This is a genomic window from Kitasatospora sp. NPDC090308 (genome assembly GCF_044769485.1).
Classification (GTDB): Bacteria; Actinomycetota; Actinomycetes; order Streptomycetales; family Streptomycetaceae; genus Kitasatospora; species Kitasatospora fiedleri.
Genome location: NZ_JBIVXY010000029.1, coordinates 1 through 19093, shown reverse-complemented (window position 1 = coordinate 19093; position 19093 = coordinate 1). Strand labels below are relative to the sequence as shown.

Here is a 19093-nt window from a genome sequence, read left to right as displayed (position 1 = left end):
CTGGGACATCAGGCGGCCGGTCTCGGTTGACCCGTCTCAACGAAGTTTGACCGGTGGCAGGTTGTCTCAGCGGAATTCGGCCGTCGAGTACGAGGGGGTTATGGGTACCCCGGCTTCGGTCGGGCGGAGGCTGTCGGCGGCAGTTCGTAGGGTGCCCGCGTGAACATTGACGATCTTTCCTGGCAGGCATGGCACCACGGTGGTGTCTCCCCGCGGATGGTGCGGACCTTTCTCGACCTGGGACAGCTGGAACTGCTGGTCCGGGCGGCGCAGGAGCGCGGAGACTGGAACTGCGCGGAGGCGGCGGCCCGGGAGCTGTGCACGGCCGGGGAGTTCGACCGGGCGCTGGCCCTGCTGAGTCCGTTCGCGGAGATCGGCTGGCGCCCCGCCGAGTGGCTCACCGCCGAGATCATGATCGACCGGGGCGAGGGCGACGAGGCGCTCGCGAGGGTGCGCCCGGATCCGGCCGAGTTGGGCGACGGCCACGTCTGCGGCCGCTACGCCGAGTTGCTGGCGAAGGCCGGACGGGTGGAGGAGGCCGTCGACGTGCTCACACCGCACCTCGGGGAGTACTGGCTCCGCTCCTGCCTGGTCGAGATCACCGAGGGGCGGGGGCACGACGACCTGGTCCTGGGCGTGCTCACGCGGGAGGAGGAGCGCTTGGAGCGCATCGAGAGCGCGGGGTGCGAGCGGTGCGGCGAGATCTGCGGGACGGGTCCGATGGACCGGTGGGACGTGCTGCTGCTGATCTCCCGGGTGCTGGAGCGGGTCGGACGCACGGACGAAGCCGTCGAGGTGCTGCGCGCCGCGAGGGCCTCGGGCAGGCGCTGCCCCGGGAACTTCCCGGAGGAGTACGCGGAGCTCCTCGCCCGGCAAGGTCTGATCGACGAGCTCGCGGCCCTGGCTGCCGAGGATCCGCGCTCGGCCCTCGACGTGTACGCGAAGGCGCTGGAGGACACGGGGCGGGTGAACGAGGCGGAGGCCGTGCTGCGCGACGGGATCGAGGCCCACGACCACCCGAAGGACCGGGCGGCGCTGATGCGCCTGCTCGTCCGCCAGGGGAGGGTCGACGAAGCCGTCGAGACGGGCCGGCCCACCTACGAGTACTACGACTGCTGGAACTTCCTGCAGTGGGCGCTGGAACTGCTCGTCGACGACGGCCGGCCCGGCCGAGCGCTCGAACTCCTTGAGGAGCGCACCGACGAATACGTCAGGGAACACCCGGATCACGTCCGCGACCTGCGGATCTGGTTGCTGGGCGAGGCCGGCCGCTACAAGGAGGGCATCGCGGAGGCCACTGCCCTCAACGAGCGCGAGCCCGGCATGTGGGACCCCGCGCTGGCTCGCTTGCTGGAGCGGGACGGCCGACCGGAGGAGGCCCTCGCACTGCTCCGCTCCTCCACCCACTACCTGGTCCGCCACGACTTGCCCGAGATGCTGATCAGGCACGGCCGCCCGGCCGAGGCATTCGACGCCATCCCCACGATCGCCGAGAGCCGCGCTGTCGCCGAACGGCGGGAGCGGGAACGAGAGGTGGCAGACCCGCGGGAGCAGGACGACCCGTGGGCCGCTACGGACGGGTTCAGTGTGGAGCCCCCCTTCTAGCTGGGCCGCCGCAGTCAAACTTCGTTGAGAAACGTCAAACTTCGGTGAGGCGGGACACTCGGTCCCTGGCTTTTGACAGGCGACCTTGACCGATTGCCAGGTGACTTTGACCGGCGAGCGCGGGCGGCCGCGGCGCTGCGCTCTGGGCGGGGCGCCGGACGCTGCACTCGAACCGACCGAACGGTCGTTGCTGCACTCGGTAGCGGATGCGGCGCTGCACCGTGCTGCACCGCCGGCGGTGAAGGATTTTCGGACCGGTCCGTAATGGGCTGGGGTCCGGGTGATCGGCGGGGCTACGATCCGGGCATGCAAAACGGATCGGTCCGAAATTCCGGTGCCGCTGGCACGCCTGCCGTGCTGTTCGACGTGACGGCCGACGAGGTGTGCCAGCGGGCGGGGTGCCAGAAGCCGGTGCCGGCGGCGGAGCCGGGCAAGCGCGGGCGCCGTCCGAGGTACTGCTCGACGGCGTGCAAGTCCAAGGCCGCGCGGGACAAGGCCAAGGCCGACGCTGCCCGCTCGGCGCTGGAGGGCGCGCGGGCCGAGCTGCTGCGCGGCGCGGAGGCCGCCGTGGACGTCGCCCTGGCGTTCCTGGAGGCCGTGGACGCCGACCCGGTGGCCGCGTACGAGCGGTTCTCCACCGCCCACGCCCGGCTCGGCGTCCGGGTGTGCGAGGCGGCCCGGGACGTGCGCGACGAGATCCGCTGGCCCGGCCTGAGCGGCCGGGCGCTGGAGCTGCGCCGTGCCGAGGAGGACCTGACGCGCCCGGATCTCCTGGCCCGTGTCGACCCTCGGCTGCTGGCCGGCGAGCCGACCGGCCCCGCCTTTTCGGACCGGTCCGAAAATCCCGCCCCCGTGGCGGCCCCGAGCTCACCCCCCATTTCGGACCGGTCCGAAAAAGCGCCCGCCCCGGCCGGGGGCACGGCACCGGCTGTTTCGGACCGGTCCGAAAAGACGCTCACCTCCGTGCCCGCCCCCGCCGCACCTTCCGCGCCGACCGCACTGGCCGCGCTTCCTGCCGCGGATGCGGCCGCGCGGCGCGCGCAGGACTTCGAGACGCTGCGCCGTGCGGCCTGCACCGACCCCGTGCGGCGCTTCGGCGCGCCGCAGCGCGTCGACGACCTGGCGCTCACGTTCGGCCCCGGCTGGACTCTGGCCTCCTGGAGCGGCCCGGAGGCCGTCGACGTCCAGCTGCTGCACCTTGGGCGGCCGGTGGGCTGGAGCGCGCCGCTGCCGGACGGGCCCTGGGGCCGCGCCGGGCACATCGCCGCCCAGCACCGCGACGACAGGACCGCCACGATCCTGACCGACCCCGCCAGCGGCGCCCGCACCTACCGCAGCACCGGCGAGGCCCTGGACGCCCTCCAGCGCGCCGCCCGCACCCCGTTCCCGGCCGAGGCCGCCCTGCCTGCCGGTGTTCCCGACGGCGTCCCGCGCCTGGCCCTCGGCCCCGCCCTGCGATCGAAGCCCCCCACCGAACGGGGACTGGGCGCACCCCACCGCGACTACGCCGGCCCCGCCCTGGCCCGCCTCACCTGGCCCCACCGCGCCCCCGTCCAAGCCCTCGAACACGGCGGACACCTTGTTGGCTGGACCGAGCCCTACCAGGACACCAACGACTGGGTCACCCTCCTGCGCGGCCGCCAGGTCGTCGACGCCGCCGACAGCGAACCGCTGCTGTCCGCCAACCCCGACGACGCCCTCACCCTGCTGCGCCTGGCCCTCGGCCAAGGCCTCGCCGCCCCCACCGCCGTTCGCGCACTTCCGCCGGTGCGGGGGTGATCCGCCGACGGCCCGGGCGGCGCACCGTGGAGTGGATCTGTGCCGTCCGTGCCGCCCGGTCGGGGTGCGGTGCCTAGGATGGCGGCCATACCGAGCAGCGACGATTCCCCCACTCCCGTCCACGACTTCGGGCCGCGGCCGACCGTCCCGGCGTGCGACTTCTGCTCGAGGCCCGGCGCGGTGGTCTTCTTCCGCACCGTCGAGTTCGCCCTCGACCTCGGCGGCGTGGAGTGGCTCTCCGGCGACCGCTTCTACGCCTGCCCGACCTGCCGCTCGCTGGTCGACGCCGCGAACTGGCCCGGCCTGATCGCCTACGCCGAACTCGGCCCGCGCGGCGTCCGCGTGGTCGAGGGCTTCCGCGACCACCACGCCCCCGGCGCGGTGGTCTTCGAACCCGGCACCAACCCCGAACAGGGCCGCTGACCTACACCCCGCAGTCCGGCACCTGACCGACGGCGAGGGCCTGGTCGACGAGTCGGCACAGCCGGGGCAGGTCGGAGGCGACGTCGCCCAGCACGGCGGTGGGCGCGGAGGCGGTGGCGGCGCCGATGGCGGCCAGCGCGACCCGCTCGGCCGGGGCCAGGTCCACTGGTCCGGCGCCGGGGCGTTCCAGGGTGAAGTGGGCCGGGTCGAGCTCGTAGAGGAGTTCGCCCTCCAGCGGGCCGTCGCGCTCGGGCACGATCTCCCGGGACAGGATCCGCTCCACGGCCCGGGCGTAGCGCTCCAGGCTCTGCCGGTTGTCCTCGTCGTCCTGGCGTGCGGCCAGCGTCCGGATCCAGGTGGCGGCGCGCACGCCGGTGGCGGCGGCCTCCGCGATCGCCTCCCGCTCCGGCGCGGCCAGGCCGTCGTAGTCGGGGCCGTCGTCGCCGGGTTCGCCGCCGAACAGGATCAGGTCGAGCGTGCTGCTGGTGGTGTTCATCCCGTGCCCAACCGGCCGCGGCCGCCGCCGGTCACGCCCCGGGCGGGACAACCTGTGGGACAACTGCGGGACAACCTGCGGGACAAGGAGAGCCGGTGCTCGGGGCCCGCCGCGTCCGGCGGGTGGTGGACAGCTCCAGCAGCACGCCTCGCTGCCCGGTGGACAGGCCGTACGGAAGGCCGGCGGAGCCGACCGGCCGGTGCGTTTCCCCTGGACATCCGCGCGTTTCCCCTGGACAAGCCGCCCGGTCTGCCCGCGCCCGGCTGTGCCGGAGCGCGTCACCGCGCTGCTCCGTCTGCTGCGGGTTGTGGTGTCGGCCACGGACATACCGGGAGGACAAGGCCCCAGTCCAGGACGATTCGGGCGGGGGCAGCCGGGCGGGACAAGGGGGTGGCCAGACGGCGGGCAAGGGGGGCCGGTGCAGGGTCGGCCGGGCCGGGCGAGCGCCCGGGCGCCGGGGCCGGCCACCGCCCCCACCCCGGCCGCTGCTGACGGAAGGCCGCCTCGATGTCCACTACCCCACCCGCCGCCCCCGTCCCCGACGACGAGGACGGCCAGGGCGAGCGTCACCGGCCGCCGGTGCCTCCCGGCCCGGACAACGCCCTTGCCGGCCGCTCCACCGCCACCTCCACCGGCACCTCCGCGCCCCTGGCTGCCGCAGACGGTGTTTCCGCAGCTCGCAGGGCCCTGTCAAGGGGGTCGGGGGTGGGCGACAACCCCCCTGTCCCTGCTGTCGAAGACAGCAAGGGCCGGTGGCGGGCCGGATCGACCGGGCCGGTGCGGCGCGAGGTGCTGATCGCCCTCGCGCTGGTCCAGCGGGCCATCGCCCGGGAGCTGTGGCACCTGGTCCTGCCCCACCAGAAGGCGGACAAGGCCACCCGCCAGGCCCTGGTCGACCTGGAAGCCGCCGGACGGGTCCGCGAGGAACTGCGCCTGCCGGACGGGCGCAAGCTGTGGTGCCTGACCCGCGCCGGCCACCGCGAAGCAGCTGGTCTCCTCCCGGCCGGCACCCGGATCTCCGCGCTGCGCCCCGACAGGGACGGGCGGGCCGCCGCGTACTCCGAGCACGCCCTGGACGTCGCCGCCACCGCCGGCCTCCTCGCCCGCGCGGGCATCGGGCACCTGGAGGCGTTCACCACCGAGGTCGAGCACGCCCTGCCCGGGCGCCGCTCGCTGTTCACCGACCTGGTGCTGCGCGACCCCGGCGCCCAGGTGCCGCTGCTCCTAGTCGAGGTCGACCGCGACAACGAGAGCGCCGGCACCCTCGCCGAGAAGCTCACCGGCTACCGCGCCTGGTGCGAGCTGCCCGCCAAGGGCGTTTCGAAGCCCGCCTTCGCCGAATCGCTGCGCGCCCGGGGAGCGGACACCTACGAGCTGCGGCTGTGGCGCGCCCGCTACCCGGCCACCGGCCGCGAGGGCCTGCCGCCGGTCGCCCTGGTCCTGGTGCCCGGCCGCAAGCGCCCCCGCCCCGGCACCAAGCCGCCCACGGAGGAGGAGCAGCGCGAGCAGGCCCGGCGCGACCACGAGCGGCTCCTGGCCCGCGGCCGCCGCGTCGAAGCCACCACCGAAGCCCTCTGGTCACCCGCCCCGTACTGGGGCGACGGCGTCACCGCCCGCGACTACCACCGCGCCCTGCCGGTCCTCGCCACCGCCCTGCCGCTGCTGCGCGCCCGCGGCGCCGACGCCGCGGTCTGGCGCCGCTTCGGCCGACCCGGCTGGCACACCCTCACCGAAGCCGTCGACAACCCCGACGGCGACTCAACTTCTCACCGCCCAGCGCGCCGCCGCCGACCACGCCCGCCAGCAGCGCCAGGCCGCCGCCCGCGAAGCCCGCCGCCCGGCCTGCACCCGCTGCGCCGCGAAGTTCACCGACGAGCGGTGGAAGGAGAAGGAGCGGACGGTCCGGGACGACGGGCTGTGCCCGGCCTGCCGCCAGGCCGACACCGAACAGCGCCAGAGCCGCGAAGCCGAGGAAGCGGCCGAGCAGCAGCACGCCACCGAAGCCGCGGTTGCCGAAGCCGGACGCCGCCGCACCTGGTGGCACCGAAGCTGACCGTCCCGCCGCCGTTGCGCACCGGTGAGTTTCGCCCGAGGTCGGTGAGTTCCTTTCCCGGGCCGGTGAGTTTCGACATCGGCTCGGTTAGGTCCGTTTGCCGCAACCTTTCCAACGCAGGCCAGGGCCGGTGTGGTGCGACAGCGGCGCAGGCCTGCGACGGGCATCCGGCTGCGACTGCGACCCGGGTTGCGGTCCGCTGCGACCGCTCGGTGAGTTTCGTAGTCGCAGGCCGGTGAGTTTCCAGTCTGCCGAAACTCACCGGCCCAGGTCAGGACTGGGCGGTGCGATCGTGCGGACCCTGTGGCACCACCCGGCCTGCTGGTGCGCCCGCTGACATCGGGCACCGGACGACGGCAGGTGACCCTGGCATGTCCGCGGCCGAAAGTTCCCAGGTCACGGCTCTGGCGAACGGTCGATCAGCGGGTCTAGTGTCTGCGCCACGGCGGCCTCACCGCGGTCTCCACCAGGCCGCCGGGCAGAGCAGCTGCGCCACGTCCCCGGCAGCGGCTGGCCTCCCTACCGGCCGGGCCCCGTCTCGGGCCAGGCCGCCTGCCACCACCGCCACCGCCGGGCAACGAGGCGCCACAGGCCCGGCCCGCGTCGTACGGGAACCGCGGGCGCGGGCCGGGCCGGGCCGTGTGGGCCGAGCCACAGGGCGGCGAGCAGGACCGCTGCGTGCTGGGGCTCGGTCCCCTTCGGGGCGTGCAGTGCGTCGGAGGCCAGGAGCACTTGGAGCGCGGTGCGGCTCAGGGTGCCGACAGCGCGGACGTCGTTCGCCTCGACCGCCCAATTCGCCAAGGTGAGGTCCAGCATGTCGAGCAGGTGACGGCCTTGGCCGTCCATCTCCAGCAGGGCGTCCTCGGCCTCGGCTCCCGCCGGACCGCATCTCTGCGAGTCGCACGCCGTCATCCACTCCACGGTGGCCGTGCCGAACCGGGCCACCAACTGCGCCAGCGGCCGCCCACTGGGGCCGCCGGCGAGTGTGGCCAGCATGTCGTGCTGGTGCGTCCAGGCCGCTTCCAGGGCGTCGATCGCCCGCAGTTCCTCGTCCAGGGTGAGCAGGGTCTGTTCGACGGCCAGGGCGGCACGGTAGCCGCGCCCTGATCCTGGCCCGTAGCGCGCACCGGTCCGGATCCCGTCCTATAGCTCGCTCCACCCGCACGTCCGCCCGTCCCGGTCGCCGAGCGGGTGCCAGACTGCGGCGGAGGGCCCGCGCCGGGCGAGGTCCTCGATGCGGGCGGCCCCGGCCGGGACGGCGGTGAGTATCTCGGTGATCGTCGGCCTCTCCTGGGCGGCCAGGCGCAGGTCGGCCACCGCCGTGTGCGCCTCGGCGGCCGCTGTGCCGGCCAGGATCACCAGTAGCCGAGGGAAGGTTCGCCAGCGCCGCTCCAGCGTCATCCCCGGGCCGGTCTGCTCCCACAGTGCGGCGCAGGCCGCCAGCTGCGCGGCAGTCTCCTCGACGCCGACGCTGGGGCGGTGCCGCTCGACGAAGGTCCGCAGCCGGTGCCGCTGCTCACCGGTGCCGACGGTATAGGTCAGCTCGCCGGCGGGCCTGAGATGTCTGTAGGGCGCATGGGTTACGCGGAGACTGCGTCTCTTCTAGGGGTGCGTCCGGAAGTGTCAGGATTGTCAGCATATGACTTCTCCAAGGCTGCTTCGGCCTGCACGGCGCCCGCATTGGCGAGGCGATTCTGCGGCCGTTGCGCCTCGATGCTGTTGTGCGCGAGCAGGGTGGCGGCCCTGGGCATGGCCCCTGGCCTGTGTCGGGTATGCGGCGCGCCGGTTGGCAGGGGCTGGCCGGCGGGTCCATTTTCTGTGAATTCCCCTGTGAATTAAAAGGATTGACGGGCCGTAATTTTTGGCTCTCTTTTTGTGGTGGCCTGGGCGATCTGGGGATGCGGCCTGAAACTCCAGAGTAAAATTTGCACCGATATGGGCGATTTCTCCGGGTCTTATGCCCCTTTTGGTTCTTTCGACACCTATGGAAATTTATATACTATTTGTCATTTTCTGGATATTTAAAGCGCTTTGTCCCTGCGTCGTCTCCTAATTGATACCGCCGCATGGTCAAGGCAACTCAAAACGCGTGCGATCTTTATCTATGCGCAGTCTTTAAGTTTGCTGTGCGGGAACTTGAAATTTTCTGGGAGTAGTGGTGCTACGGAAGTCTCAGGCCTCACGCGCGTTCGCGGGTGGGGCCTTCACCATGCGCAGGACGAGGCGGATAGCCTCGCTTGCTGCGCTCGGTCTGCTGGTGCAGTCCGGTGTGGCGCTGGATGCGCTGACCGCCGCCCCGGCGGCCGCCGCGGAGTCGGCGCCGTCACAGCAGACCCCCAACGCGTCGACGACGGAGGCGCCTGACGAGGCGTCGGCGCTGCTGGCGGCGCGGTTGAACAAGCGCCGGATCGAGGTGACCGGAGCGCGGACGGAGACGTCCACGGTGTGGGCGAACCCCGATGGCACGCTCAGCCAGGACATGTCGGCCGGTCCGATCCGGATGAAGGTCGGCGAGGCGTGGGTGCCGCTCGACACCACGTTGGTGGAGACCGGTGACGGCAAGGTCGCGCCGAAGGCGCACCCGGAGGGCCTGGTGTTCTCCGGCGGTGACGCCGCGGTGAAGGTCGGCGACGCGCTCCCGGGAACCGGCACGCCGACTGCCTCTCCCTCCGCGACGCCGACCGGATCGGCGGCGCCGAGCACGTCCGCCTCGCCCTCCCCGTCGGCTGCCAAGTCCACGGCTCCGCCGTCAGCCGCTGCCTCCCCGTCGGCCGGAATCTCCTCGCCGGCCGCCGCGTCCTCGACTCCCGCCGCGTCGCCGTCCGCGTCCGCGGGCGAGCACGCTTCGCGTTCCCTGCCCCGGCTGTCCGTTCCGGCGGCCGACCCGGCGTCGGCCCCGTCCGCGGCCCCGGCCGAGCAGGAGCTGGTGAAGGTCGGCAGCGGTGACGCGCAGGTCGAGCTGGGCTGGCAGGGCAAGCTGCCCAAGCCGAAGCTCTCCGGCTCCACCGCGACGTACACCGACGCCCGCCCGGGCGTGGACCTGGTGCTGGAGGCGACCCGCACCGGTTTCGAGCAGTACCTGGTCGTCAAGGACCGTTCGGCAATCTCGCAGGCCGGCACGCTGACCCTGCCGCTGGACACCACCGGTTACCGGGTGGAGCGCCAGGACGACGGTTCGATCCGCCTCACCGACCCGTCGGGTGGCCGGCCCGCCGTGCGCATCCCGGCGCCGGCGATGTGGGACGCGGCTGTGGACGCCGGCTCCGGTGAGCACCTGCACCGCGGCGCGGTGTCGATGGAGCTCAAGGGCGGGGGCGCGGACGCGCAGCTGGTCTTCACCCCGGACGCCGCATTCCTGGCGGACACCAGGACGCAGTTCCCGGTGACCGTCGACCCGGCCGTCGACTTCGGCACCAGCTTCGACACCTTCGTCCAGAAGGGGATCAGCAGCGACCAGTCGTCGGCCACCGAGCTGAAGCTCGGCACCTACGACGGCGGCACCACCGTCGCCCGCTCCTTCCTGCACTTCCCGGTCAGCGGGCTGAAGGGCCGCCAGATCCTCGGCGCGAAGCTGAACCTGTACAACTTCCACTCCTGGTCGTGCTCGGCCGCCGACTGGCAGGTGGTGGCCACCAACCCGGCCTCCACCGACACGCGCTGGACGGCTCAGCCGTACTGGGGCGACGTGTACGCGACGTCGAACGAGACCCGCGACACCGACACCGGCTCCGACAGCCACCAGTGCACCAACGGTGACGGCAGCGGCTGGGTCAAGGCCGACGTGACCAGCATGGTCGCCGCCTGGGCCGGCAACGGAACGGACACCGGGCCGATGGGCCTGCGGGCGGCGAGCGAGAGCAGCAACGCGGGGTGGAAGAGGTTCTACTCCGCCCAGGGCGCGGCCCCGCCGTACCTGTCGGTCACGTACAACACCCCGCCGCCCACCCCGGCCACCGTCGACGTGCTGCCCTCGGTCCCGGGCAGCCCGGCGTACACCAGCTCGGCGACCCCGCGCTTCCAGGTGCTGGCCGCCGATGACGACGGCGGCACCGTCGGCGTCAACATCGACCTGTGGCGCGGCTCCACCTTCGTCAACGGCATCTACCGCAACGTCCCGGCCGGCAGCTACGTGCAGCTCACCCCGGCCGACCTGGGCGTGGCCAAGCTCGACGAGGCCACCAACTACGGCGTCTGGGCGCGGGTGTCCGACGCGAACTCCCAGTCCGGCTGGGTCGGCACGCAGCTGGTCGTCGACACCGTCAAGCCCGGCGCCCCGTTCATCACCTCGCCCACCTACCCGGCCGACGGCCTGTGGCACGGCGCGGCGGGCACGGCGGGGCAGTTCACCTTCACCCCGCCGGCCGGCACCGACGACCTGATCGCCTTCGTCTACACGCTCGACGGCGCGTCGGCCGTGACGGTCAACGCCACCCAGGTGCTCACCACCTCCATCACTCCGGCCACCGACGGCCACCACGTGCTGAAGGTGCAGGCCAAGGACCGGGCCGGGAACCTCTCCGATCCGGCGACCTACCAGTTCCAGGTGGGCCGGGCGGGTCTGAGCTCGCCGGTGGAGGGCACCCAGGCCGCCAAGCGCGTCAAGCTGTCGGTGGACGCGCAGGCCGACCTCAAGCGCGTGGTCTACCAGTACCGGCGCGGCCCCGGCGCCACCGAGTACGACGTGCCGCTCGCCAACCTGACCAAGGCCGACAACACCCCCGTCACCGACCCGAAGCCGCGCCTGTCCGACCTGGGCACGCATGCCAACTGGACGGTGATCGACACCCTCGGCAACGTCGGCGGCGTGGTCCAGATCCGGGCCCTGATGTTCCCCGAGGACGGCTCCGGCGCCGGCGTCGCCACCGGGTGGAACACCATCACCGTGGACCGCAACGCCGACGGTGCCGCCTCCGCGGAGATCGGCGCCGGCTCGGTCAACCTCCTCACCGGCGACTACTCGGTGGGCGTCACCGACGCCGACGAGGCGGGCATGTCCGTGGCCCGGTCCTCCTCCTCGCGCGACCTCGCGCGCGGCTGGCAGCCCCAGGGCGAGCGCCTGACGCTCAACCAGCGGCAGGTCGGCGTCGACACCGCCGGTTTCACCCCCGGGCAGGCGATCGCCGAACGCTCCACCGCCCGCGGCCACGACAACTCCACCGACTCCCTGCGCGTGGTACCCGCCTCCAGCGGCTGGGACTCCTACGCGGCGCTCGGCCCCGAGTACACGATGGGCCAGGGCATGAAGCCCGGCCACGTCTACCGGCTCACCACCTGGGTCTACGTCCCCGCCGCGACCGGCCTGGACACCAGCGCCCTGCCCAACCGCGGCCTACGGGTCGTCGGCGTGTTCAAGACCGGCGCCGGATACGGTGACACCGCCTCCGGCAAGGCGTCGTTCACCGACGGCTGGCAGCAGCTCACCCTCGACATGGCGGTGCCCAAGGACGCCACCGAAGCGTGGTTCCGCCTCTACAACGGCAACGTCGGCGGCAGCGGCAAGGAGGTCTTCTTCGACGACATCTCCCTCAAGGAGATCGTCGCGCCGTTCGGCCCGCAGTGGGCCGGCGGCCCCGACGCGGGCACCGGCTCCGAGTACCGCTCGCTGTCCTTCCCCGAGTCGGACCTCGCCGAGATCCGCACCACCGACAACGGCTTCCTCACCTTCGCCAAGGGCTCCGACGGCACGTTCTTCCCCGAACCCGGCGCCGAGTCGCTGACCCTCAAGAGCACCCCGGTCAAGTCCGGGGCGCTGGTCAACTCCTCCGGCAAGTGCCTGGAGGTCCCCGGCGGCACCCCGGGCAACGGCTCCCCCCTGCAGGCGGCCGCCTGCACCGGCGCACCCAACCAGCAGTGGACCTACGGCGACGACCTGTCGCTGCGCGTCCTCGGCTACTGCCTCGACAACCCGTGGGGCGCCACCGCCGACAACACGGCGCTGACGCTGTGGTCCTGCGGGGTCAGCGTCAACCAGCAGTGGGAGGTCCGCCCCGACAAGACGGTGGCCAACCGGCAGTCCGGCAAGTGCCTGGACGCCTACCAGGGCGCCACCATCTGGGTCTGCTGGAACGGCCCGAACCAGATCTGGGACGTGCAGACCTCCGGCACCGGCTACACCCTGAGCGACCTCGACGGGTCGAGCACCGTGTTCTCCCGTCAGGCGGGCTCCGACGTCTACGGCGTTGCCAGCGAGAGCGGGCCCGAGGCCGCTTCCACCACCCGCTACATCTACGACAGCGCCGACGGCCGCGCTCTGCCCAAGCGGGCGATCGCCACCGTCGAGCCGGGCGTGGACGACGGCAACAAGTGCACCCTCGATCCGCTGCCGCGCGGCTGCGACGTCATGGACTACGACTACGCGACGGCGACGACCGCGGTGGCGGGCACGCCCGGCGACTTCACCGACCGGATCCGCTCGGTGAAGGTCTGGTCGTGGAACCCGGCGACGTCCAAGCAGGAGGCCGTCGAGGTCACCCGCTACCTGTACGACGAGCAGGGCCGCCTGGTCCAGGTCTGGGACCCGCGCCTGGCACAGCCGCTGAAGACCGCCTACACGTACGACGCGGCGGGCCGGGTCACCCGGATCGCCCCCGCGGGCGAGCTGCCGTGGGACTTCGACTACGGCCAGGCGGCCGGCGACCCGGACGCCGGGCGGCTGCTGAAGGTCCGCCGGGGCACGCTCGCTGCGGGCAGCAAGAGCCAGGTGAACGGCGAGATCGCCACCAAGGTCGTCTACAACGTGCCCCTCACCCGCGGCGCGGGCGGCCCGTACGAGATGGCCGGCGCGGACGTCGCCCAGTGGGCGCAGACCGACGCCCCCACCGACGCCACCGCGGTGTTCGGGCCGGAGGACGAGCCGGGCACCCACTCGGCGACCTCCACCGCACCGGGCAAGGACGGCTACAAGCCCGCCACGGTGCACTACCTCAACGCCTCCGGCAACGAGGTCAACACCGCCACCCCGTCGGTGCTCGACAAGGGCGACATCGACACCAGTGAGTACGACCGCTACGGCAACGTGGTGCGCGCCCTGGACGCCACCAACCGTTCCATCGCGCTGGGCACCCACCCCGACGCGGCGCGGTTCGCCGCCGAGCTCAACCTGCCCGCCGCCTCCGCGGACCGGGCCCGGCTGCTCGACTCCCGCACCACCTACACCCCCGACGGCCTCGACGTCCTGGAGACCCTCGGCCCGCTCTACCGCGCCACCCTCTCCGAGGACATGGCCGGCCAGAGCAACCCGGTCTCCGTCACCTCCGAGGCCGAGACGCTGCCCCAGCTCGGGGCGACCGCGCCGATCAAGATGGACGCCGACTGCTGCGGCCTCACCTGGTCCGGCGGCGCCCAGCTCGGCCTGCGCGGCACCGCCGCCGGCGCCGAGGACAGCGTCCGCGTCAGCGTGCCCGAGGAGGGCACGTACCTCCTCAGCGGTCAGATGACCAAGAACAGCGACCACGGCATCGTGCGGTTCTCGATCGACGGCACCAACCTCGGCTCCCCGATCGACCAGTACAGCGCCACCGCCGCCGTCGCGCCCTTCAACACCGGCACCCCCATCCAGCTCGCCCGCGGCGACCACACCCTGAAGATCACGGTCACCGGGACCAACGCCGCCACCGGCGGCGAGCGCTACCACGCGGGCCTCGACACCCTCACCCTGACCAAGACCACGGTCAACCCGACCGTCAAGGCGGGTACGCCGGTCCTGGCCCGTGACCACAACACCAACACCTACGACGAAGGCAAGCCCGACGGCCAGGCCTACCACCTGGTCACCACCGCCACCGACGGCGCCCGCATCGACGGCTACGCGCAGGACGCGGAGCTGCGGGTCACCAAGAACGGCTACGGCACACCGATCGGCGGCACCTCCGGCTGGACGCTGAAGACGGCGACCTCGGTCACCACGGATGCCGCTGCCGGCGGCGCCAACCTGACCGCCACCGTCAAGTTCGACGCCTCCGGCCGCGCGCTGGAGTCCCGCAAGCCTGGTGCCAGCGGCACGGACGCGTCCACGGTGAAGACCGTCTTCTACACCGCCGGCGCGAATCCGGACGACGCCGCGTGCGGCAACCGCCCCGAGTGGGCCGGCAGCCCGTGCACCACCGGCCCCGGCGGTGCGATCACCGGCGCCGACGCGGCACGGATGCCCACCACCCTGCCCGTCAAGCGCGTCACCCGCTACTCCCGCTTCGGCGAGGCCGAGGAGGTCACCGAGATCAACGCGGGCAAGTCCCGCACCGCGGTGACGGTCTACGACGGCGCGGACCGGATCGTCTCGGCCCAGATCACCTCCGACCAGGGCCTGGCGTTGCCGCAGGTGACCACCGAGTACGACCCGGCCACCGGCGACATTGTCAAGACCACCGCGGGCGGCAAGTCCCTGACCCGGGTGCTCGACGCCCTCGGCCGTCTGATCTCCTACACGGACGCCGACGGCGCCACCACCACCACCGAGTTCGACAAGTACGGCAAGCCGACCAAGGTCACTGACCCCACCGGCTCCACCACCTACACCTACGACCGGGCCAAGGAGCCCCGGGGCCTGGTCACCTCCGTCAACGACAGCGTCGCGGGCGAGTTCACCGCCAAGTACGGCCCCGACGGGCAACTGGTCGAGCAGACCTACCCCGGCGGGATCGTCCGCAAGGACACCTTCAACGCGGTGGGCGAGGCCACCGGCCGCACCTACACCCGCACCTCCGACAGCGCGGTCATCTGGTCCCAGGCCGTCGACGTCTCCACCCAGGGCGTCGTCGCCACCGACGCCTCCTCCACCGCCACCCGCACCTACACCTACGACCGCCTCGGCCGCCTGACCCGCGCCCAGCAGTCCACCGTCACCACGGGCTGCGTCACCCGCCAGTACGCCTTCGACGCCCACTCCAACCGCCTGGCCAAGTCCACCTCGCCCTCCGCGGGCAACGGGGACTGCGCCACCGACAGCCCCATCACCGAAACCCACACCTACGACAGCGCCGACCGCCTCACCGACCCGGGCTTCACCTACGACGCCTTCGGCCGCACCGCGACCACCGGCACCGGCTCGACCAACACCTACTGGGCCAACGACAAAGCCGCCTCCCAGCAGAAGGGCGACGACAAGCAGACCTGGCAGATCGACCCGGCCCACCGCTTCACCGCCTTCACCACCGAGAAGAAGCAGGCCGACGGCTCCTGGGCGAATGCCACCAGCAAGCTTAACCACTACGGCGACGACAGCGACGAGGTCCGCTGGACCGTCGAGGACACCACCCAGGGCACCCTGACCCGCAACGTGTCCGGCCCCGACACCGACCTGGTCGCCACCACCAGCAAGACCGGCGACATCACCCTCCAGCTCACCAACCTGTTCGGCAGCGTCGTGGTCACCACCGACACCGCCCTCACCAAGCCGGTGGTCCTGGACTTCGACGAGTTCGGCATCCCCCAAGCCGGCCAGGCCGGCGTCCGCTACGGCTGGCTCGGCGGCAAGCAGCGCTCCGCCGAAGCCCTCGACGGCGACATCCTGATGGGCGCCCGCCTCTACAGCCCCGCCCTCGGCCGCTTCCTGCAAACCGACCCCGTCCCCGGCGGCAACGCCAGCCCCTACGACTACTGCACCGGCGACCCGATCAACTGCACCGACCTCGACGGCAACTGGGGCATGCCCAAGTGGCTCAAGAAAACCGTCCAGGTCGTCGCCAAGGTCGCCGAAGTCGCCTCCTACATCCCCGGCCCCATCGGCGGCATCGCCGCCGCCGTCTCCTCCGTCTCCTACGCAGCCACCGGCAACTGGTCCAAAGCTGCCGAAATGGCAGTCACCGCAGTAGCCGCCACCGTCGGCGCCAACACCGCCGTCAAGTCGGCCGTCACCGCAGTGAAAGCCACCAGGGCCGCTGGCCGGGTCGGTAAGGTGGCATCGCGTGCGCGAAGCGTTTTCCGTAGTAAGCCTACTCAATGCCTTCTCGGAAATTCATTTACGCCGGAGAGCCTTGTCCTCATGGCGGACGGAACCTACCTGCCGATAGGGGAAATTCAGGTAGGCGACCATGTCTCTGCCACCGATCCGGAGACGGGCGCTATAGCCGCCGAGCCTATTCTTGATGTTATTGTCGGATACGGAAATCGGCATCTGGTTGCAATAGGTGTCGACGGTTCGGATGCGCAAATAGTCGCCACTTCGAACCACCCCTTCTGGATTGACGGAAAGGGGTGGGTGCAGGCCGGTGAGGTCAAGCTCGGTGATCAAGTAATGGAATCCTCCGGAATCCATGCCGCAGTAACCTTCGTGCAGGACATTGGCGACACTCCCGGGCAGCTCGTATTCAATCTTAATGTAGGGGGGCTCCATACCTTCACTGTCGCGGACGGTGAAGGCTCGGAGGCTCTTGTCCACAATTGCAGTGGCCACATTACCGGAATTGATATGCATCACATCCGGGCTGGTCACCGACCCCTTACCCGCTACCCCGGTAAGAGCAAGTTCAAAAATAGCAGTGCCTCTAGTATTCGCAGGATGGTCAAGACTGCCATCAAGCAGGGCAAGCGATACCCTAATGATGAGCGAGGCGGCCATGTGCACATTTACGACTTCGGCCGCGCCATCGGCCAGGACCGGAACGGCCGAACTGCGACGGCTATCAAGGTGGTCGTAAGAAAGAGAAAAGTTGTCACCGCATATCCGATCAGGATCGGAGGAAAGACCCCCTAGCGTATGATTTCCGGTGTGGCTGCCGGGCGGAAAGCCCGCCCGGCAGCCGCTCGGCGTGATAGCTGATCATAAATTAATGGTTCAGAAGTGGGGTATGCAATGCCGTTCGTCATTGAGCTTCGGCGGAAAGTTGCGAAAACGCTCACAGGAAGGAAGGCTGGACCTCGCGTCCAGTCCGGGACCATCGGGCGATATATTGAGGATGGCGAGCTGCTTTCGGTTGTCAAGCGTTTCGGTCCGAAAAAGCTTCCGATTCTTTCCGGTCTTGATCCATATAAAGATCAGTTGATTGGAAAGGGTGAAATCGATAAGCTGCTCAGTGAGGTCGGAAAAATTGACCTGGATTCTCTCGATCCGGCCGAGAGGGAACTTTTCACGACTCTTCTGCTGTGGGCCCGCCAGTGCAGTGAAGATCGAGAGTTGAGGATCAACTTCTCAGGCGACTAGCGCACTGCGTAGGAGCGCTCATCTGCGGCGCGGTCAGCGATATGCGGCGCTCACCGCCCAGCCAAATCGCCTCTAGGGGAAATGGTGCTGGTGGTGGGAGCTAGCATCCGGGCATGGGTTTCTCCTCGGGGGTTAATGCGGCAACCTCGCCGATGCTGTTCGGTGGGCCACTCTGCGCGGTGTGCGAGACAGAGCTGGTGTGGGGCGGGAAAGCCCGCCGGCCGAAGTACTGCTCGAAGGCGTGCTCGTCGAAGGCGGAGCGCACCCGGGAGAAGGAGAAGCAGGCACAGGCCCTAACCGCCGCCACCGAATCCCCCCGAGGAGAAACGGAGCTGCCCGGCGACCTGGCCGAGGGTCCGGTGGCGGCCGAGCTCCTCGCCCTGTGCGAGAATCTGGCGTGCGCGGACCGGCTGCTGCTGCTCCAGCTGTGTCCCGCGTCAAGCAATTGGCAGGTTTTCAGGTTCGGGAAAGTTGGGGACGAGCGGGTCCGCGGCGCCGGTGTGGACGTCATGGGGCCGGTTCCAGGCCAGAGCCTCGTGCGGTCGGACGGTGTTGTCGTCGCGCCGGTAGTCCTCGGCGTGCCGGACGAGGTCGAGGGCGTCGGGTATCTCCTCGAGGAACAGCTTCTCGTACTTGAGCGAGCCGAAGCCGCGTTCGCGAGAGCCGTTCTGGCCCGGTGTGCGAACCCGGGTGCGGATGTGCCGCAGTTCGGGGCGGGTGGCGATGAACGCCTCGATGCGGAACGAGCGGAACGGCCCGCCGTTGTCGGTGACGATGGTGACCAGCGGCTGGACGATCCCGTCCGCGTCTCGTGGGGCCAGCTCGGCCGCGTACCCGGCCACCGCGACCAGGTTGTCGGTGAAGGCGGTGTCGAACGCCGACCACACCATCCCGAGCGCGTCCAGTTCGGCGATCCGCTTGTCGTCCAGGATGGCGGCGGCCTTGTAGCGGCGCTGGTCGGCCACCCACACCCCGAGCCGGTGCCCGGAGGGCGCCCGGTAGGCGTAGGGCACCTTCACGTCGCCGAACGCCTTGCGGTAGGCCGTCAGCTCCTCCAGGCCGCGCCGGAACTCCTCCCGCTCCGGCTCCAGCACCCGGGTGCGGACGAACGCCGCGATCACCGCCGGGTCACGCTCGCTGGAGAACGACAGGAGCCGCTCCTCCCCGCCGGCCGAGCGCACCTCCTCCAGCTCCCCGGAGTGCCGCGGCTCCCGCTCCGGGCGGGTCTCGGACTGCGGCAGGGCCAGGCGCTCGACGGCGGCCTCATCGTGGGCCCGCAGCGCCAACAACACCTTCGCCAGACCGTCGTAGGCCTTGGAGGTGAGCAGGTTCTCGCCGCTCTCCCCAGCGGCCAGCAGCACCGGCACCACGATCGTGGCGACCTTCCCGCTGTCGGGGGTGGTGCGCAGCGCCCGGCCGACGGCCTGGACCAGGTCGACCATCGAGCCGCGCACGTCCGCGAAGAACACGCTGTCGCACGCGAACGTGTCCACCCCCTCCGACAGTGTGACGGATCATCATGTCGGTTATGCGTTGTGGTGAGTGGTCTGGGGTGTTGTGAGTGATGTGGGATATTGCTGATGGGTGCGGAGGGTTCTGT

Annotated in this window: 10 protein-coding genes; 6 read left to right on the top strand and 4 right to left on the bottom strand. The window is 71.0% G+C overall.

The window, feature by feature from the left end:
• Positions 1-159 precede the first annotated feature (159 nt).
• From ACIQVD_RS33640 to ACIQVD_RS33630, 3 genes are all read left to right on the top strand, one after another.
• On the top strand, positions 160-1605 hold the full coding sequence (locus tag ACIQVD_RS33640; RefSeq protein WP_402292660.1) for a tetratricopeptide repeat protein: 1446 nt from the start codon (positions 160-162) through the stop codon (positions 1603-1605).
• Positions 1606-1911: 306 nt separating this feature from the next.
• Positions 1912-3384, top strand: a complete 1473-nt coding sequence (locus ACIQVD_RS33635) for a hypothetical protein (RefSeq protein WP_402292659.1) — start codon at positions 1912-1914, stop codon at positions 3382-3384.
• Positions 3385-3462: 78 nt separating this feature from the next.
• Positions 3463-3807, top strand: a complete 345-nt coding sequence (locus ACIQVD_RS33630; RefSeq protein ID WP_402292658.1) for a hypothetical protein — start codon at positions 3463-3465, stop codon at positions 3805-3807.
• Between the two features lies 1 nt (position 3808).
• Here the strand turns inward: ACIQVD_RS33630 and ACIQVD_RS33625 are convergent, their stop codons facing one another.
• Positions 3809-4303 carry a hypothetical protein gene (locus ACIQVD_RS33625; protein WP_402292657.1) on the bottom strand — a complete coding sequence of 165 codons (495 nt, stop codon included), beginning with the start codon at positions 4301-4303 and terminating at the stop codon, positions 3809-3811.
• A 705-nt stretch (positions 4304-5008) separates the two neighbouring features.
• On the opposite strand from ACIQVD_RS33625, the gene ACIQVD_RS33620 reads away from it, so the two are divergent.
• Positions 5009-6595 (top strand): replication-relaxation family protein, encoded by a 1587-nt coding sequence (locus ACIQVD_RS33620; protein WP_402292656.1) that lies wholly within the window; start codon positions 5009-5011, stop codon positions 6593-6595.
• A 280-nt stretch (positions 6596-6875) separates the two neighbouring features.
• Here the strand turns inward: ACIQVD_RS33620 and ACIQVD_RS33615 are convergent, their stop codons facing one another.
• The gene (locus tag ACIQVD_RS33615; RefSeq protein WP_402292655.1) at positions 6876-7352 is read right to left on the bottom strand and encodes a hypothetical protein; all 477 of its coding nucleotides are present in this window, start codon (positions 7350-7352) and stop codon (positions 6876-6878) included.
• Positions 7353-7499: 147 nt separating this feature from the next.
• On the bottom strand, positions 7500-7757 hold the full coding sequence (locus ACIQVD_RS33610; RefSeq protein ID WP_402292654.1) for a hypothetical protein: 258 nt from the start codon (positions 7755-7757) through the stop codon (positions 7500-7502).
• Between the two features lie 808 nt (positions 7758-8565).
• Between ACIQVD_RS33610 and ACIQVD_RS33605 the strand changes: the two genes are divergently transcribed.
• Together ACIQVD_RS33605 and ACIQVD_RS33600 are read left to right on the top strand one after the other, a co-directional pair.
• The gene (locus tag ACIQVD_RS33605; RefSeq protein ID WP_402292653.1) at positions 8566-17046 is read left to right on the top strand and encodes a DNRLRE domain-containing protein; all 8481 of its coding nucleotides are present in this window, start codon (positions 8566-8568) and stop codon (positions 17044-17046) included.
• Positions 17047-17145: 99 nt separating this feature from the next.
• Positions 17146-17493 carry a hypothetical protein gene (locus tag ACIQVD_RS33600; protein WP_402292652.1) on the top strand — a complete coding sequence of 116 codons (348 nt, stop codon included), beginning with the start codon at positions 17146-17148 and terminating at the stop codon, positions 17491-17493.
• A gap of 437 nt (positions 17494-17930) precedes the next feature.
• Here the strand turns inward: ACIQVD_RS33600 and ACIQVD_RS33595 are convergent, their stop codons facing one another.
• Complete coding sequence (locus ACIQVD_RS33595; RefSeq protein WP_402292651.1) at positions 17931-18986, bottom strand: Helicase associated domain protein; 1056 nt, start codon at positions 18984-18986, stop codon at positions 17931-17933.
• Positions 18987-19093: the final 107 nt, after the last annotated feature.

What these genes read in the sequence shown, in the direction of transcription:
- ACIQVD_RS33635 (WP_402292659.1), top strand. Translation starts at nt 1,912, where the DNA reads ATGCAAAACGGATCGGTCCGAAATTCCGGTGCCGCTGGCACGCCTGCC.
- ACIQVD_RS33630 (WP_402292658.1), top strand. Translation starts at nt 3,463, where the DNA reads ATGGCGGCCATACCGAGCAGCGACGATTCCCCCACTCCCGTCCACGAC.
- ACIQVD_RS33625 (WP_402292657.1), bottom strand. Translation starts at nt 4,303, where the DNA reads ATGAACACCACCAGCAGCACGCTCGACCTGATCCTGTTCGGCGGCGAA.
- ACIQVD_RS33615 (WP_402292655.1), bottom strand. Translation starts at nt 7,352, where the DNA reads ATGCTGGCCACACTCGCCGGCGGCCCCAGTGGGCGGCCGCTGGCGCAG.
- ACIQVD_RS33610 (WP_402292654.1), bottom strand. Translation starts at nt 7,757, where the DNA reads ATGACGCTGGAGCGGCGCTGGCGAACCTTCCCTCGGCTACTGGTGATC.
- ACIQVD_RS33605 (WP_402292653.1), top strand. Translation starts at nt 8,566, where the DNA reads ATGCGCAGGACGAGGCGGATAGCCTCGCTTGCTGCGCTCGGTCTGCTG.
- ACIQVD_RS33600 (WP_402292652.1), top strand. Translation starts at nt 17,146, where the DNA reads ATGCCGTTCGTCATTGAGCTTCGGCGGAAAGTTGCGAAAACGCTCACA.